Origin of the sequence: Moraxella lacunata, assembly GCF_900453205.1 — a bacterium.
Taxonomy (GTDB): domain Bacteria; phylum Pseudomonadota; class Gammaproteobacteria; order Pseudomonadales; family Moraxellaceae; genus Moraxella; species Moraxella lacunata_B.
Genome location: NZ_UGQU01000004.1, coordinates 202,535 through 217,713, shown reverse-complemented (window position 1 = coordinate 217,713; position 15,179 = coordinate 202,535). Strand labels below are relative to the sequence as shown.

The 15,179-nt window shown below is 40.0% G+C and carries 18 protein-coding genes; 10 read left to right on the top strand and 8 right to left on the bottom strand.

All coding sequences use genetic code 11. The features are described from left to right. The first annotated feature begins 52 nt into the window (after window positions 1-52). From DX073_RS14420 to DX073_RS13425, 8 genes are all read left to right on the top strand, one after another. Window positions 53-193 carry a PAAR domain-containing protein gene (locus tag DX073_RS14420; RefSeq protein ID WP_181814463.1) on the top strand — a complete coding sequence of 47 codons (141 nt, stop codon included), beginning with the start codon at window positions 53-55 and terminating at the stop codon, window positions 191-193. 45 nt (window positions 194-238) lie between these two features. After that, complete coding sequence (locus DX073_RS13450) at window positions 239-1,639, top strand: PAAR domain-containing protein (RefSeq protein ID WP_147279738.1); 1,401 nt, start codon at window positions 239-241, stop codon at window positions 1,637-1,639. Window positions 1,640-1,684: 45 nt separating this feature from the next. Continuing rightward, entirely contained in the window at window positions 1,685-2,173 is a 489-nt protein-coding gene (locus DX073_RS14570; RefSeq protein WP_220186766.1) for a zinc metalloprotease, read from the top strand. Next, window positions 2,170-2,781, top strand: coding sequence for a hypothetical protein (locus DX073_RS13440; protein ID WP_115008501.1), 612 nt, complete (start codon window positions 2,170-2,172; stop codon window positions 2,779-2,781). Before DX073_RS14570 ends, DX073_RS13440 begins: the two co-directional genes overlap by 4 nt. A 145-nt stretch (window positions 2,782-2,926) precedes the next feature. Next, window positions 2,927-3,076, top strand: a complete 150-nt coding sequence (locus DX073_RS14415; RefSeq protein WP_181814462.1) for a hypothetical protein — start codon at window positions 2,927-2,929, stop codon at window positions 3,074-3,076. Between the two features lie 4 nt (window positions 3,077-3,080). Next, window positions 3,081-3,587 carry a hypothetical protein gene (locus DX073_RS14145; protein ID WP_147279737.1) on the top strand — a complete coding sequence of 169 codons (507 nt, stop codon included), beginning with the start codon at window positions 3,081-3,083 and terminating at the stop codon, window positions 3,585-3,587. Next, entirely contained in the window at window positions 3,475-3,717 is a 243-nt protein-coding gene (locus tag DX073_RS13430; protein WP_115008499.1) for a YheV family putative metal-binding protein, read from the top strand. Before DX073_RS14145 ends, DX073_RS13430 begins: the two co-directional genes overlap by 113 nt. Window positions 3,718-3,943: 226 nt before the next feature. Beyond that, window positions 3,944-5,011 carry a hypothetical protein gene (locus DX073_RS13425; RefSeq protein ID WP_115008498.1) on the top strand — a complete coding sequence of 356 codons (1,068 nt, stop codon included), beginning with the start codon at window positions 3,944-3,946 and terminating at the stop codon, window positions 5,009-5,011. Between the two features lie 73 nt (window positions 5,012-5,084). Here the strand turns inward: DX073_RS13425 and DX073_RS13420 are convergent, their stop codons facing one another. The 7 genes from DX073_RS13420 to DX073_RS13395 form a co-directional block, all read right to left on the bottom strand. Beyond that, window positions 5,085-5,537: a hypothetical protein gene (locus tag DX073_RS13420; RefSeq protein WP_079326308.1), complete on the bottom strand. Its 453-nt coding sequence runs from the start codon at window positions 5,535-5,537 to the stop codon at window positions 5,085-5,087. Further along, window positions 5,537-6,253: a ribonuclease PH gene (rph, locus tag DX073_RS13415; protein WP_115008497.1), complete on the bottom strand. Its 717-nt coding sequence runs from the start codon at window positions 6,251-6,253 to the stop codon at window positions 5,537-5,539. The genes DX073_RS13420 and rph overlap by 1 nt, the downstream gene beginning before the upstream one ends. Before the next feature lie 133 nt (window positions 6,254-6,386). Beyond that, on the bottom strand, window positions 6,387-8,090 hold the full coding sequence (locus tag DX073_RS13410; protein WP_115008496.1) for an AMP-binding protein: 1,704 nt from the start codon (window positions 8,088-8,090) through the stop codon (window positions 6,387-6,389). A gap of 531 nt (window positions 8,091-8,621) precedes the next feature. After that, on the bottom strand, window positions 8,622-9,107 hold the full coding sequence (locus DX073_RS14565) for a hypothetical protein (RefSeq protein WP_220186765.1): 486 nt from the start codon (window positions 9,105-9,107) through the stop codon (window positions 8,622-8,624). Between the two features lie 21 nt (window positions 9,108-9,128). Beyond that, window positions 9,129-9,497, bottom strand: coding sequence for a hypothetical protein (locus DX073_RS14560; RefSeq protein ID WP_220186764.1), 369 nt, complete (start codon window positions 9,495-9,497; stop codon window positions 9,129-9,131). A gap of 91 nt (window positions 9,498-9,588) precedes the next feature. Further along, entirely contained in the window at window positions 9,589-10,242 is a 654-nt protein-coding gene (locus DX073_RS13400) for a phosphoesterase (RefSeq protein ID WP_115008495.1), read from the bottom strand. Window positions 10,243-10,326: 84 nt separating this feature from the next. Then, window positions 10,327-11,841: an RNA ligase gene (locus DX073_RS13395; RefSeq protein ID WP_115008494.1), complete on the bottom strand. Its 1,515-nt coding sequence runs from the start codon at window positions 11,839-11,841 to the stop codon at window positions 10,327-10,329. A gap of 209 nt (window positions 11,842-12,050) precedes the next feature. Between DX073_RS13395 and rtcR the strand changes: the two genes are divergently transcribed. Both rtcR and DX073_RS13385 read left to right on the top strand, forming a co-directional pair. Then, entirely contained in the window at window positions 12,051-13,634 is a 1,584-nt protein-coding gene (gene rtcR, locus DX073_RS13390; protein WP_115008493.1) for an RNA repair transcriptional activator RtcR, read from the top strand. 146 nt (window positions 13,635-13,780) lie between these two features. Continuing rightward, a complete protein-coding gene (locus DX073_RS13385) occupies window positions 13,781-14,497 on the top strand; it encodes a WG repeat-containing protein (protein WP_181814461.1) in 717 nt (238 codons plus the stop codon). A 304-nt stretch (window positions 14,498-14,801) separates the two neighbouring features. Here the strand turns inward: DX073_RS13385 and DX073_RS13380 are convergent, their stop codons facing one another. Then, the gene (locus DX073_RS13380; protein ID WP_115008491.1) at window positions 14,802-15,110 is read right to left on the bottom strand and encodes a hypothetical protein; all 309 of its coding nucleotides are present in this window, start codon (window positions 15,108-15,110) and stop codon (window positions 14,802-14,804) included. Between the last annotated feature and the right edge of the window lie 69 nt (window positions 15,111-15,179).

Below are 15,179 nucleotides of genomic sequence, written 5' to 3'. Positions count from 1 at the left end.
GCTTGCTCCAATCATCTATAATCACATTTAACCTCACCTCAAGGAAATAAAAATGCCCCTAACCCGTTACTACATCCTAGAAAACGACACCACCACAGCAGGCGGTATCGTCCAGACAACCACCAATCCCATTGTTTTTGATGTAGATGGCAAAAAACAAAGCTGGGTATTGTTAAATAAAGATAGATTTTAAGGTTTTCCGTTCGGACTGAGCTTGTCGAAGTCTAGGAAAACCGTTATGGTTCGACAAGCTCACCACGAACGGCTTTCTAGAAAAGTATACTCAATTAACAATATCCAAAGCTGTATCGGCGATGATGTCTGGTGTCCTGCTTGTCAGTCTATGGGGCAAATCGTTCCTAGTGGTCCAAGACTGTCCTTTTCTTTGGGTGGGGCAATGCCTGCCTTAAATGATGATTTGTGTCTGTGCAAATGCAATCCACCACCCAAACTTATCAATTCTCAAACCAGTTTTAAAGAGATTATTGATGATAATAGACTTGCCCAATATCGCCAAGCACAAGCACAGTATCATCAAGCAAAGTTACAAAACAATCTAACCAGCACCAAGACTAACGATGAATTGCCAAACTTTACCGTGCATTTTAGACGTCCTGATGATTATCAAGGAGGATATGGGTTTGATTGGTTAAGAGATGAGTATCTTTATGGTACCGATAAAAGCAAAAAGATATATTTCGGTACAATAGAAAATTTGATGGAAGAATACCGTAGCTACCAAAGAAAAGAGTTAGTCAATCTATCAGAGATTATCCAATATGGCAGACCCAATGAATATACACCTGCTTGGTTAAATTTATTTTCACCAACCAATCAATCAGACATGAGACTTAGTAGTGTGGAGCTACATCTGCATTTTGAGCAGTCAGACCAAGATACGCCCTTGACAGATGATGAGACGTTACTGTTATTTAAATGTAGTGATGGATTAACGGTGGATAAGCCCACTTTAGCAATAGGCGACGCATTGTCCAACATGACCAAAGAAAGCATCAATCTTATTATGGAGCAGTCAGCTTATCAACAAGGAAAAACCGTGTATACATCAAAGGATGTGCCGACATCTGTAACCAAAACCATTATTTATTACAAGAGCAATCATCCCATAATTACTGTCACTTGTAATAGTGCTTTAAGCCAACTTGGCACCATAGAAGTGTTTGTCAAAAAGAATGGCACAGAAAAACGAGTCGGACTGCTGTGTGTTTACCCAAATGCAAAAAGAAGAAAAGCTATGATACAACCCATTGAATTGGTGGCTCATCCATTTTCTGCTACAAATGCTTATCCACAAGATTACCCAAATGCCATCCAAAGCAAACTTTTTAGCCAAGTAGGCGTGATAGCAGAAGTCAAAGAAAGCATTGGTATTAATTTAATAAATAAGCAAATTTTTCACAAAAATAAAGACGGTAAAGACACAATCACCACCATCAGTAGCCACCAGTTACAGCAACAACAGGCGATTGATAATTTTTCTAAAAAATATCAACATGCAGTGAATAATGTGAAAAATGTCAATTTGACTCCTTTGAATGGAGAGAGTAGCAGAGAAGCCTTTAATGATGCCATCAATCTATTAAAAGTTTTGGTATTGTTAAATAAAGATAGATTTTAAGGTTTTCCGTTCGGACTGAGCTTGTCGAAGTCTAGGAAAACCGTTATGGTTCGACAAGCTCACCACGAACGGCTTTCTAGAAAAGTATACTCAATTAACAATACCAAAGTTTTAAATATCACTCAGTATGAAACCAACAATAGCACAAATGTTACTTATCTTATTTTAACCGACTATGTTGTAGAGGAGAATGATAAATTCACATTGGGTATAGCTCATAGAAAAGAGCCTGATGAAGATGAAAAACATCAATGTAAAATCACAAGAAACTGCAATTATTGGGGTAATCATGTCATTATCTACAGAAATATTTATAATGCTAATGATGAAACTCGGACGATTTTACATGAGCTGGGACATAGTTTGGGGTTAGAACATAGTTTTAACCATAAGGAACCAAATCATTTTGTATTCCAAGAATCCCACACAGACAATCTTATGGATTATAACTCAGGCATTACACTTAATAAATACCAATGGGATATTATCTATAATGATAAAAATATCATTACTTTACAGGAGAAAAATAAATGAACTTATTAAAATTCTTTATTGGCATTTTATTAGTTTTTAATACAACCATTTGTTTTGCCAGTGGCGGTTATTATCAGGTCATGCTAACCAATGAACAAATGGCAAAGCGTCTTGATAAATATGATACGCTAAAATTTGTAAAATATTCTAAGACTTATGATAAAACAACTGGTCAATTTCATTATAACTTTCCTGATGAATTTATTTTATTTAACAACAAGGTAGAGCTTCTTAGATTAGAGTTGGGACTGCGTTATACAGACGAAGTAGATTGGCGATTATGGATGGACAGACACGATCCAGATAAAGTCAATATTATGACCAACTCAGATAAAGAAAAGATGATCATTCTTATCAGTACCATCACAGATGATAGACAAAAAGCTGAACAATTATTTGAAGAGTTGCACTTGGCTTATCTAGAAAGATATGAGAAACTAAAAGATTTGCCTGAATGCAAACAATATTGCCCCATATCCGTAACGATACAATACGAAAATAAAGACATTGATTTGCATGGCAAAATTGATGAAAGAAATATTTTACAAAACTACCCAAAAAATCGGCATAGTATTGACATTTTTTTTATTGGTAATTATAAATATTGATGAATAGCAATGAGTTTTAACAATGAAACTCGGACGATTTTACATGAGCTGGGGCACAGTTATGATCTATATCATACTTTTATACAAAGCGAATTATCCATCAACAGTCCCCCATACCTTTTTTCGAGGGTATACCGATAACATCATGGATTATCAGTCTTTTCAATTACCCCAAGACATCATTGATAAATGGCGTGCAAATCCAACAACCAAAAAGCCAGAAAATGACAGCCCAAGAATGGATACCATGTTATCATTATCTAAATGGCAGTGGGACATCATCCAAAGAGGTTAATAACATGTTTAAATCACTTATCTTTTTCTTAGTCCTACTATTGTCAATACAAAACGCTTATGCCCTAACCCAAGAGTCGCTTTGTAGACTGCCCTTTCGGGATTGGAGCTATAAAAAACTGGTAGATAAAAAAGACCTATATGCTCGTATCCAAAAATACGACAGCAAAGAGTATTTTTTAGAATACATTTATGCCCATGACAACAACTGGGATACAAAGCCAAAACGAAGCCTACCCCCTTATATCAAAATACAAAAATACCCTGCTTATACAGGCAGTCATTTAAGTGCCATTCGCTATGTTTTTGATGATAGACGAGATGTTAGAAAAACAACCAACCATTGCACAAATGCACAAATGGGGGTAAAATCTACCCCTATTTTTATTGAAAAACACCATGAGATACCAATCCACCCGCCCAAAACGCCAATTTCTTGCAGGGGTCAAATGCACCCAATGCAAAGCGACCGATACCACCGTGCAGGTGCAGATTTTCACGCCAGAGCCTGATGAGTACATTGAGTGCGTGGCATGTGGGCATACAGCACGCCGACCCACCGCAGACGACCTACCCCAAATCCAAGCCACCACCGAAGGGGCGATGACAGAGAGCGTGGGCGTGGTGCGTTTTATAAAATAGCCATCAGATGTCGCCCTACCATGAATTTGAGTCAAAATTTGTGCTTTTTGTCTTAATTTTGTTGTAAAAAGCTGAAAATTCTTGTAAATTTTGATATAGTACAGCAATATTTGTTGGTAAGCGTCTCATTGGCACCATCAGACCCGACTTGTATCAAAGTCAGTCAAAGCCCGATGAACGCCCCTGCCATTCATTAGCCCCATTTAGCCAATAAGATAGGTTTCCCATGTCAGAGAAAAAAGACCCGAACGAGATTAATTTTGATGATGAATTTTTGGACATTGATTTTGGCAATGCCGATCTCAATGCCAGCACCGACACGACTGCTGATGTCGATTTAAGTGCCGAATTTGACGAGCTGTTTGACCAAAACACTGCCAACACCGCTAGCTCTGACATTGACTTAACCATCAATGAGCCTGTGGACATCGCCCTATCCGATGTAACCGTGGCTGATAATGCCACTGGCATTGATTTGACCCACGCTACCAATAACACCGCCCAAGACGATTTTTTCAATCAACTAGATGACCTAAACCAAGCCAATGCCCCCACTGACGTGGCAAACAGCAACGTCGATACCGCCCTACTGGGTGCAGGAGCAGTCGCAGGAGCAAGTGTCGCCAGTGGCCTCGGGCAAAGCGAAGTCGCCAAAGATAAGCCTGCTAAAAAAGGATTGTTTGGCAAAAAAGATGGCTCGCCCAAAACCCCAAAAATGACTAAACCCAAAGCCTCTAAAACTCCAAAGCCTGCCAAAAATAGTGGCGACAAAAGCGACTTGACAGGGCTACTTAGCGACCCCAAAAAGCTCAACAAGCTCATCTTGGGCGGTGTGATTGCCCTAGCCCTGATTGGCGTGGCACTCTACATGGCAATGAGTGGTAATGACAGTAGCACTGTTAATACCCCCACGCCTGCCGTTAGCACAGCCCCTACCCAATCAAGCACCCCTGAACCCACCCCAGAGCAGGTAGAAACAACACCGGCAGAGACCCCAGCTGTTGATTCTGCTGACAGCATTCTGCCAGACATCAAACCTGTGGTTAATCCCGATGAAATTCTAAATGCTGAGATTCCAAGCGACCCTGCACTCATCAAAGAAGAGATTGACCGTTTGGCAGACAAAGATGCCCAAATCGCTGAACAAGAAAAACTCATCCAAGATCAGCTGACTCTAATGGAAGATTTGACGACCGCCAAAGCCGAGCAAATCGCCCTACTCGAAGCCCAAATCGCTGAGCTTGAAAACCAAAAAAACAGCACCGAGACGACCGCTCCCGCCAGTGGACAGTAAGCACCCACCAAAAACAAAGCCCGACGATGTTGGGCTTTGTTTTTGGTTTTGATTTATCAATTTATAAACCAATTTACAAAATCCGTATCGCCTGCTCTCGCTTCTCTAATGCCTTGCCTTCTAGCACCGATTTGGCGACGTGGCGTTCTTTGTCATTATCAAAGCCCAAGATATGCCAGCTTCTCCCTAGGTCAGTGATGACTAAGGTGTCATTTATCAGCTCAATACGAGCATTCTCGCTCAGTTTGACATTTTGCCCCTGTGCGATAAAGGCACGATTTTTGATGATAATCACCCCTGTGGCGATACGGCTTTGGTATTTTAGGCGGTTTTTGTAAATATTAAAACCAAAAATCAGCACCGCAAACACTGCCATCACCCCAATGGTAATCTGTACAGGAGCGGTCATGGCAACCACCGCCACACATATCGCCAACACAACAAGCACCCCTGCCATGACAAAGACAGGGTTCGACTCGGTGCCATTTAGCGTGATAGACACGCCATCATCAATGACTTTTAGCATTACCAGCCCAACGCTTGTTTTTGGAGTTCAAAAATCTCTTTAATCCCAGACTCGGCAAGGTCAAGCATGGCATTTGCCTCATCACGGGTAAAGTGCTTGTCTTCTGCCGTCCCCTGAATCTCGATAAACCCACCTGCTTGGGTCATGACCACGTTCAAATCCGTATCACAGGTCGAGTCTTCACCATAATCCAAATCCAAATACGCCCGTCCGTCCTTGATACCGACCGACACTGCCCCCACCAGTCCGATGAGCGGGTCTGTGGTCAGCTTTTTGTCTCGTTGTAGGCTCTCTAGGGCATCAATGAGTGCCACTGCCGAACCTGTGATACTTGCCGTGCGTGTGCCACCGTCTGCTTGTATGACATCGCAGTCCACATAAATGGTGTTCTCGCCCAGTTTTGACAAATCAAGCATGGCACGGAGCGAGCGACCGATAAGACGCTGTATCTCTTGGGTGCGTCCCGACTGCTTGCCCTTAGTCGCTTCACGTTGGGTGCGGGTGCCTGTGGCTCGTGGGAGCATGCCATATTCGGCGGTAAGCCAGCCTTGACCTTGCCCCTTTAACCAACGTGGCACGCCCTGCTCTATGCTGACGTTGCATAGCACTTTGGTGTCGCCATAACACACCAATACCGAACCTTCGGCGTGTTTGGTGTAGTTGCGGATAAAGCTGATGGGACGTAATTGGGATAATTCACGGTTGTCGTGTCGCATGATGTGCCTTATAAAGTAAAATTTGGACTATTGTAACAGTTTTTGCCCCAAAACAAAACCGCCCAACCCAGAATATCCCCATTGGCAATATTCAGATTGGACGGATTTTTAAGCGTTATAGGTTTTTACCTTATCACGCCTTTTTATCCTCTTCTAATTTACGCAAATCCTTACGCAAGATTTTGCCCACATTAGATTTTGGCAATTCATCAATAAACTCAACATATTTGGGGCGTTTATAACCTGTTAGATTCTCTTTTGCCCATGCGATGACTTCTTTATCCGTTAGGCTGTCGTCTTTTTTGACCACATAGACTTTGACCAACTCGCCACTATGTTCATCAGGCACACCAATCACGCCACATTCTAGCACTTTGGGGTGAGCAGTAATGACTTCTTCGACTTCGTTAGGATAGACGTTAAAGCCCGACACCAAAATCATGTCCTTTTTGCGGTCAACGATTTTGACAAAGCCCTGCTCGTCCATCACACCGATGTCGCCCGTCTTAAAGTAGCCGTCCTTTGTCATGGCCTTCTCGGTCTCATCAGGACGGTTGTAGTAGCCTGCCATGACCTGCGGTCCTTTGATGGCAATCTCGCCCGGCTCACCCATTGCCACTTCTTTGCCGTCATCGTCTAATAGGATAATGTCAGTATTAGGAAATGGGATACCAATTTTGCCCGTGTAGCTCCCTGGGGGATTTAGCGTGGCGACAGGCGATGTCTCAGACAGCCCATAGCCTTCAACGATATAAGTACCCGTGAGCTTCTCCCACGCTTCTGCCGTGCTTGGTAACACCGACATACCCCCGCCAAGCGATAGACGTAGGTTGGTGTGGTCAAGGTTTTTAAAGCCTTCATGATGAGCCAACGCATTAAACAAAGTATTGACCGCAGGGAAAAACACGGGACGATATTTGGCAAAGTCTTTGGTTAAGGCATCAAAATCACGGGCGTTGGTTATGAGTAGCAAGCTAAACCCCATCTTCAAACCAAGCATGGATACCGTAAATGAGAAAATATGATACAAAGGCAACGCCGTGGCGATGTATTTACCCGTCAAATCTTCATCGGCAGGAAAGACCTTATTGACAAATGTCATGCACTGCTCAACGTTAATCACAAGGTTCTTATGCGTGAGCATCGCCCCCTTTGCCACGCCTGTCGTACCGCCCGTGTATTGTAGCACCGCAATGTCATCAAGCGACAGCTCGGGGCGGACATAGCGACTTGCCGATACTGCCGTTAGGGCATCTTTAAAACTCACGGCATTGGGAATGTTCCAACTTGGCACCATTTTTTTGACATGGCGGACGACCAAATTCACCAAAATACCTTTGAGTCCCATCATATCGCCAATGCTCGCCACGATGACGTGCTTGACTTGCCCTTTGTTTTTGACCTTTTCAAAGGTATGAGCAAAGTTCTCCACGATGAACAACGCCTTTGCCCCGCTGTCATTGAGCTGATGTTCTAGCTCATGCGGTGTATAAAGCGGGTTTACGTTTACAAGTGTAAACCCTGCTCGCACAATACCCATCATCGCAATCGGATACTGCAAAATATTTGGCATCATTACCGCCACTTTATCGCCCTTGTCAAGCCCAAGCGACTGCAAATAACTGGCAATCTGACGGCTGTATGTGTCAAGCTCGCTGTAAGTGATGGATGCTCCCATGCACGTTAGGGCGACTTTGTTGCCATGTTTGGCAAAGTTCTGCTCAAAGCTGTCAAGCAGTGAATTGACACCGTCTGGCACTTTGACATTAATATCAAGCCCTTTATCAGCATAAGTTTTGACCCAAGGACGGTCGGCAGGAATACTAAAATTTTGCATGATTCTTCCTTAATATTCTAAAATGGAATGTATTAGCAGTAAAATCGGTCAAATTGCTCAAAAATTAATCACAATCAGACGCTTAAATGTAAGCAAATATTACGCTATAAAATACACCATTTTTGCCAAATTGCCAAATGATTTTTGTTTGAAAGGGCAAAATTTTTGTAGTGATTATGTTGTTTGCGGGGTATTTGGGAAGTGCTTGATAAGTGATTGATAAGAAAATAAAAGATAAAAAGATAAAGTAGCACAAGGCACGCAGACCAAGCCAAAATCAAAAGCAAAGACCCCTATTTTTGCAAAGTCAACGACAAAGATAAAGTCTTAACATTTTTCCAATTTTTTCAAAATTGGCAAACATTAAGGATAAAAATAGGGCGAAACATTATGACCAATTTACAGTTGGTATGATAGATTATAGTGAGTGCCTATTAAGGCGACTCTCACTTCTCTTTTTGCCTTGTGCTACTTTGGGTTTTGGGTAAAATGGGCTTTATAGGTCAAAACCCATTTCCCCAAAATCGGTTATCATGGTTTTACGGTCAATAACTCATCAATGATTGCTTTAAATTCATTTGGCACGATGATTTTAAAATTGGCAATCTCGTTTTTTATAGCGATGAGTTTTTCGGTTTCGGCTTTTACTTTTTCGTTTAACAGCATTTGGCGTTCGTGAGAGCGTTTATTATACTCTTCTTCATAAGTTACAAACGATTTATTTTGAAATTCACGGAATTTGGCTTTATAGGCATTGACCGTGCTTTCATATTCTCTATGCTCGGCTAATAGATAGTTTTGTAATTGCTGTAATTCATCTAACTCATATAATGGTGTATGATGAATTTTAAATACCTGCTCACCCACTTCTTTAAAACTAATGCGTTCTTTTTTGGTAAGACTCGTGCGGATTTTATCAAAGTTATGGATAAATTTGCCAATATGAGACGCTTTGGCTTCGGCAGTTTTGTAAGCCATCACATCAGATAATGGCAATGTTAAAAGATAATCTTCCATATCCACATTGATTAGGCGTTGTCATTCTACCATATCAATGCCTGCCAATAATGTATCTTGTTCATCTCGCACTTGTTTGATTTTAGTGTTAATCATATCAAGGCGATTGTCTTTTTCTTTAATGGCACTTCTAAAAAAAGCAGAAATGGCATACAGCTCACCAATTCTGGCAAGTTTGCCGTCAATATCATTAACCTTTTTAAAATTATCCAATGCTTCACCGTCAAGGCTCGATGTGTGCGTTTCTAGATTGACAATCTCATCTTGGATTGGTTTTAGGGTTTCTTTGATACGCTCACAGATATAGTTGGCTTCTGATGAAGTCAAACCTGATACATTAAAATAAGGGTTTTTGGTTAATAGTTTATGGGTTAATTCTTGGCTTATCATAATAAAATCCTCTTAAATCAATTTAAAAATACTATCGCTATAATACCAAAAATAAAAATTTAATTCAATACTTAAATTCAAGTATTTGTATTTAAGTATTTGTCTTTAACAATTCATCTTTTATCCTTTTGGCATTTTTACAAACATCATCACAAAGCACAATCTCATCATCACCGCCAAAATGCGACACATTGGGCAAATTCTTTAAAAACTCATCAATATCATCAAGCGTCAAAAACCGCCCATGCAAATCAAAACCGACATTTAAAATCTTGCCTTTGACCTTTGCCATGCGGTCATGAATATGCCCATGCAAATGATAATAGCCTTTATGACAACCGTCCCATTCATCAATGGGATAATGAAATAAAATCAGCGTGCGTTTTAATTCTTTCAAATTTAATTTTAAATAATCCTGCACCGATGATAACATGGGATTGCCGTCATTTTTTAACTTTGTTAAAAAACGCTCTTGATTTTGGGCGATAAGGTTATCGTGATTACCCAAAATCAGATGATGTTTGCCATTTAACTCTTTTAATACTACCTCAATCTCGTTTAGATGATGGCTAAATGACACATCGCCCAGATTATAAACAATATCATCAGGCTTTACCGTTTCATTCCATAAGGCAATCAGCTCTTTATTCATCGTTTGACTATCGCCAAAGTTTTGACGAAAAGTTGGGCAAAATTTGATGATATTTTGATGATGAAAATGTAAATCGGAAGTAAAATAAATCATCGTATTTCCTTAAATTGTAAGGTGCGTATTACGCACCGTTATTGAGTGTTATTGGTGCGTGGTACGCACCTTACGGATTATTTTTTACAATCGCCCCAAAAACTCTTGAATAAACGCAATTTTATCAAGTTCTGATAACTGATTAAAATTTTCTTGATTATCTTTGATATAATCAATCAAAGGATAATATTCTTCATCAACTTGTCTTTTATCCAGTTTTCGCCCAAGATTGCTTGCCTTACTCCGCCCCAAAAATTTAGAAATCAAATAATACGGCGATTTAAGTTTAAAAAGCATTTCTTTACTTGCACTATCAAAGACCATAAAACCTTCGTGTTCTACGGTTTTTAATAATATCTTTAATTCGCCAAAGGGTATGGATTTAATGATTTGTGGGCGTGTGATTTTTATGCCTGTATTTAATTTTTCTTGCTCGGCATTAAACTTATCGGCAATGGCATTAATCTCATCTTCGTCAAATTGTCGCCCGCTCGCCACATCAATCATCCCAATCAAAGTTTCGCCAAATATTTCTTTAATAATATGCACATCTTTTTCATCGGTGATTTCAAATAAAAAAGTATGGTTGGGATATTGTTTAAAAAGTGGCTCATACTTTTGGCAATGGGTTTTATTCATTTTGGCAAAGTCGCTGTCTAATGACCCTGTGGTGGAATACAGCACCTTTTTATTAAAACTGGCTTGGTAACTTGGGTGGCTTTCATCTAATTCTACATAAGTACATAACCCCAAAAAGCCATTGACTTTTAATACCGCATCTACCAAAGTATCATCACTTATCTTAATGGGATATTTGCTGTTTTTGGAAATTCGCTCGCTATAATTAAACACCTTTTTAAATGGGCGAACAATAATATTGTTGTATTTATCAATCACCGTTCCACGCATTTCAAGTAAGGCATTATCAAAGCGATTATTAAAAAATATTTCTCTTTTATATTTTAATACAAACAATTCTGGATAAGTTTTGGATTGTTTGATGATAAAATTTCTTTTGCCATATTGTAAATACTCATCGCTAATATAGCTTTGGCGGTTTTCGTCAAAGGGCAATTCTTTTTTGTTATCAAATTGGCTCATTTTTTCAATATCGGTTTTAATATCATCGCTCATTGGGCGGATTGGTTCAATATGAATCTCATCACGAAGTTGATTATTGTTTAATTTGATATAAGCAGACAATACATCGGCTCGTTTGACATTATGCACATTGTCAAAAAAATTATGCAAACGATAAATTTCTGTAACCAGTCCTTTTTTACGAGCCGATTGTAAAAGATGAATGCAAGACGATGATTTTTGGTTGGTATTTGAATTAATAACAAGCATATCCAAATTAGGATTTGCTTTGGCTTTTTCAAAGGCGGTTTTCATTGCGGTTTGACCGATTTGCACCGCTTTTTCAATACGCTCTGGCGTCCAATGATAAACGCCATTTTCATCAATCAACAGTTTGTCATTTTCAATATGGACGATTTCGCCATTTGGAAATTGTGTTTTAAATTCGGCGATTTTTTGTTCGGCAAAGGTGGATTTGCCAGAGCCTTGATGACCACGAATTAGGATAAATTTTTGCATTGGTGTTTCCTTTTTGGATTTTTACACTTTTTATTATCCAAATCTTGTGCCAACTTGGGCAATTTTGGGGAAAATCGTTTTTAAGATATTGATTTTTAATGGATTAAATTTTTAATATTGGGGAAAATTTAAAATTTACTTGTTAGATTTTTGGAAAAATTCTATAATATTGGATAGATTTATATCTAAAAATATAGGTAAATAAGTTAATGAGATACCATAAAAAATCCGTAATGCTTGGCTTTTTGGGTACGGTGCTGGACGATGGTTTTAGCCAAAGACGGCACGCCAAATGGCGACCCAATGTCAATGTACATAAAGTGATGACGTTTGACCGTGTGGAGCTGTTTATTTCGCCAAAATACGAACGACTCGCCCAGCAAGTGGTGGCGGACATTAAGGAGATTCGCCCAGAAACAGAAGTCAATTTGGTGGATATGCCCCTTGATAATCCGTGGGATTTTGGCGAAGTGTATGAAAAACTTGCCAGTTGGGCGGACGCTTATCCTTTTGATATTGAACAAGAAAATTATTTTACCCACATCACCACAGGCACGCACGTTGCCCAGATTTGCCTGTTTTTACTGGTGGAAAACCGCCAAATCCCAAGCCTGCTTTTGCAGACCGCCCCGCCCAAAGACAGCCCTTGCCAAGTGGAGACGATTGATTTGGATTTGGCTCGTTATGATGCCCTAGCCAGTCGCCTAAGCAAGGTCAAGGACGATGCGGTGCGGTTTTTGAAAACCGACATTGCCACCCAAAACCCCACTTTTAACGCCCTAATCGGGCAAATTGAACAAGTGGCGATGGGCTCAAAGTCGCCAATGCTGATTATGGGGGCGACTGGGGCGGGCAAATCGCAACTGGCACGGCGAATTTATGAGCTTAAAAAGGCTCGGCATCTGGTGGCGGGGCGGTTTGTGGAAGTTAATTGTGCGACTTTGCGGGGCGATATGGCGTATTCGGCTCTGTTTGGGCATAAAAAAGGGGCGTTTACAGGAGCGATGACGGCACGGGATGGCTATCTTTTGACTGCTCATCAGGGCGTACTGTTTTTGGACGAGATTGGCGAGCTTGGGGCGGACGAGCAGGCGATGCTTTTGACGGCTTTGGAAGACAAACGCTTTTATCCGATGGGGTCGGATACGCCTGTACACAGTGATTTTTGGCTGATTGCAGGGACAAATAAGGACTTGAAGGCGTGTGTGCGGGCGGGGACATTTCGGGAAGATTTGTACGCCCGTATCAATGTTTGGCAATACACCCTGCCCGCCCTAAAAGACCGCAAGGAAGACATCGCCCCCAACATCGCCTATCAGCTTGACATTGCAGGCTTTGAGCTTGGGCGGAAAGTGCGATTTGGTAAGGGGGCGTATGAGCGGTATTTGGCGTTTTGTATGAGCGATGGGGCGGTTTGGCGGGGCAATTTTCGGGATTTGTCGGCGAGTATTTTACGCCTTGCGACTTTGGCAAATGATGGCAAAATCAATGAAACATTGGTTGATGATGAAATTGGGCGTTTAAAAGAATTATGGGCGGACGATGATATAAAAGACGATGTCGGTATCAATCCTGCTTTGCTTACCAAAATCAATGCCCAACATTTAGATGAATTTGATAAAATGCAATTATTAAATGTCATTCAAATTTGCCAATCCCACCCTACAATGGCAAGCGCAGGACGGGCGTTATTTAATCAGTCAAGATTGGATAAAAAGGTCAGTAATGATAGTGATAGATTAAGGAAATATTTGGGGAGGTTTGGGATTAGTTGGGGGGAGATTAAGGGGTGATTTAATGACTTGTGATTTGTCCAAAATTTTTATAAAATGAATGTCAATTTATCAAATAAGGATTATTTATGAAATCACTTTTAAAGCCCCTAATTCTTACCCTATCTTTATCATCAATATCCGCTTTGGCGTGCGAAATACCGCAAGTGGCAGGGTATGATGATGTTCACTGTTTGTCAGATGGATTGGCGGAAGTTAAAAAAAATGGCAAATATGGCTTTGTTGATAAAACAGGTAAGGTGGTTATTCCTGTTAAATATGACGGTATTGGGAGATTTTCAGAAGGTTTATTGAGCGTAGAACAAAACGGCAAATTTGGTTTTGTGGATGAAACGGACAAAATCATCATTCCCATTGAATATGACTTTTCTTTTCATTTTGAAGATGGGTTAGCAAGGGTGGAGCAAAATGACAAATGGGGGTTTATTGATAAAACAGGCAAAGCAGTTATCCCCATTCAATATGATGATGTTTGGGATTTTTCAGAAGATTTGGCAGTTATCAAACAAAATGACAAACATGGCTTTATTGATAAAACAGGCAAAGTGGTTATTCCTGCCGATTATGACTGGGCGTCCAATTTTTCAGAAAACCTGTCAAGCGTAGAACAAAATGGTAAATGGGGATTTATTGATAAAACAGGCAAAGTAATTATTCCCCTTCAATTTGATTATGCTGGAAATTTTACAGAAGGATTAGCGCACATAAAACGCGATGGTAAATATGGTTTTATAAATAAGACAGGAAAAATAGTTATTCCTGTTCAATATGATTTTCCTGATAATTTTGAAAAAGGCAAAGCTTTAGTTAGAATGAATGGCGAGTATTTTTATATAGATAAAGCAGGCAAACGCATTGACTAAATTGTTATTTTATACCAACCGAATTTAAAAACTGCTACAAAATTCACCATTGAATTTTAGGGGCGAATGATATTCGCCCTTTTGTTTAAAACCTTGATTGGGCAAATGTGATTTGCCCCTACAAAACCGTATCAAATTTATCGTTCGGTTAGTATAATTCGTAGGCGTGTGTCACACACCATTTAGGAAAATAAACCTAAGACAGTGCGTGATGTACGCCTTGCGCTTTAAGGAATATTTGGGGAAGTTTGGGGTAAGTTGGGGGGAGATTAAAAGTTGATTTCAAACCAATATTTTAAAAAACCTATCTTATCATAAAAAACCAAATGATGAATACTAATTGCATAGCCCAAACAACCCAAGCAAGGTAGTTGATTGTTTTTAATTGTTTGGGCGATACGGTCTTTTTGCCAAGATAATGATTTACCAAAAAACAAATGACATAATAAGATAATGCAATCCCTACGATGAGTAAAAAAGGATTAAAGGTGAGTTTGTAGGTGATATAAAGCCAATTAGTAAACGCAATCGCACCACACACCCAAATAGAAGCGATGGTGCTTTTAAGGTTTTTATGTTTATTCAGATGTTCAAGGTTAAATAAATTAAGCATTTAAACTCCCATTGCATTTAACTTATCAGCATATATAAAAATAGTGGCATTACACACCTTACAACCCTT

Bases quoted from the DNA above. Each gene is read 5' to 3' on its own strand.
- DX073_RS14420 (WP_181814463.1), top strand. From the start codon at position 53: ATGCCCCTAACCCGTTACTACATCCTAGAAAACGACACCACCACAGCA.
- DX073_RS13450 (WP_147279738.1), top strand. From the start codon at position 239: ATGGTTCGACAAGCTCACCACGAACGGCTTTCTAGAAAAGTATACTCA.
- DX073_RS14570 (WP_220186766.1), top strand. From the start codon at position 1,685: ATGGTTCGACAAGCTCACCACGAACGGCTTTCTAGAAAAGTATACTCA.
- DX073_RS13440 (WP_115008501.1), top strand. From the start codon at position 2,170: ATGAACTTATTAAAATTCTTTATTGGCATTTTATTAGTTTTTAATACA.
- DX073_RS14415 (WP_181814462.1), top strand. From the start codon at position 2,927: ATGGATTATCAGTCTTTTCAATTACCCCAAGACATCATTGATAAATGG.
- DX073_RS14145 (WP_147279737.1), top strand. From the start codon at position 3,081: ATGTTTAAATCACTTATCTTTTTCTTAGTCCTACTATTGTCAATACAA.
- DX073_RS13430 (WP_115008499.1), top strand. From the start codon at position 3,475: ATGAGATACCAATCCACCCGCCCAAAACGCCAATTTCTTGCAGGGGTC.
- DX073_RS13425 (WP_115008498.1), top strand. From the start codon at position 3,944: ATGTCAGAGAAAAAAGACCCGAACGAGATTAATTTTGATGATGAATTT.
- DX073_RS13420 (WP_079326308.1), bottom strand. From the start codon at position 5,537: ATGCTAAAAGTCATTGATGATGGCGTGTCTATCACGCTAAATGGCACC.
- rph (WP_115008497.1), bottom strand. From the start codon at position 6,253: ATGCGACACGACAACCGTGAATTATCCCAATTACGTCCCATCAGCTTT.
- DX073_RS13410 (WP_115008496.1), bottom strand. From the start codon at position 8,090: ATGCAAAATTTTAGTATTCCTGCCGACCGTCCTTGGGTCAAAACTTAT.
- DX073_RS14565 (WP_220186765.1), bottom strand. From the start codon at position 9,107: ATGGAAGATTATCTTTTAACATTGCCATTATCTGATGTGATGGCTTAC.
- DX073_RS14560 (WP_220186764.1), bottom strand. From the start codon at position 9,497: ATGATAAGCCAAGAATTAACCCATAAACTATTAACCAAAAACCCTTAT.
- DX073_RS13400 (WP_115008495.1), bottom strand. From the start codon at position 10,242: ATGATTTATTTTACTTCCGATTTACATTTTCATCATCAAAATATCATC.
- DX073_RS13395 (WP_115008494.1), bottom strand. From the start codon at position 11,841: ATGCAAAAATTTATCCTAATTCGTGGTCATCAAGGCTCTGGCAAATCC.
- rtcR (WP_115008493.1), top strand. From the start codon at position 12,051: ATGAGATACCATAAAAAATCCGTAATGCTTGGCTTTTTGGGTACGGTG.
- DX073_RS13380 (WP_115008491.1), bottom strand. From the start codon at position 15,110: ATGCTTAATTTATTTAACCTTGAACATCTGAATAAACATAAAAACCTT.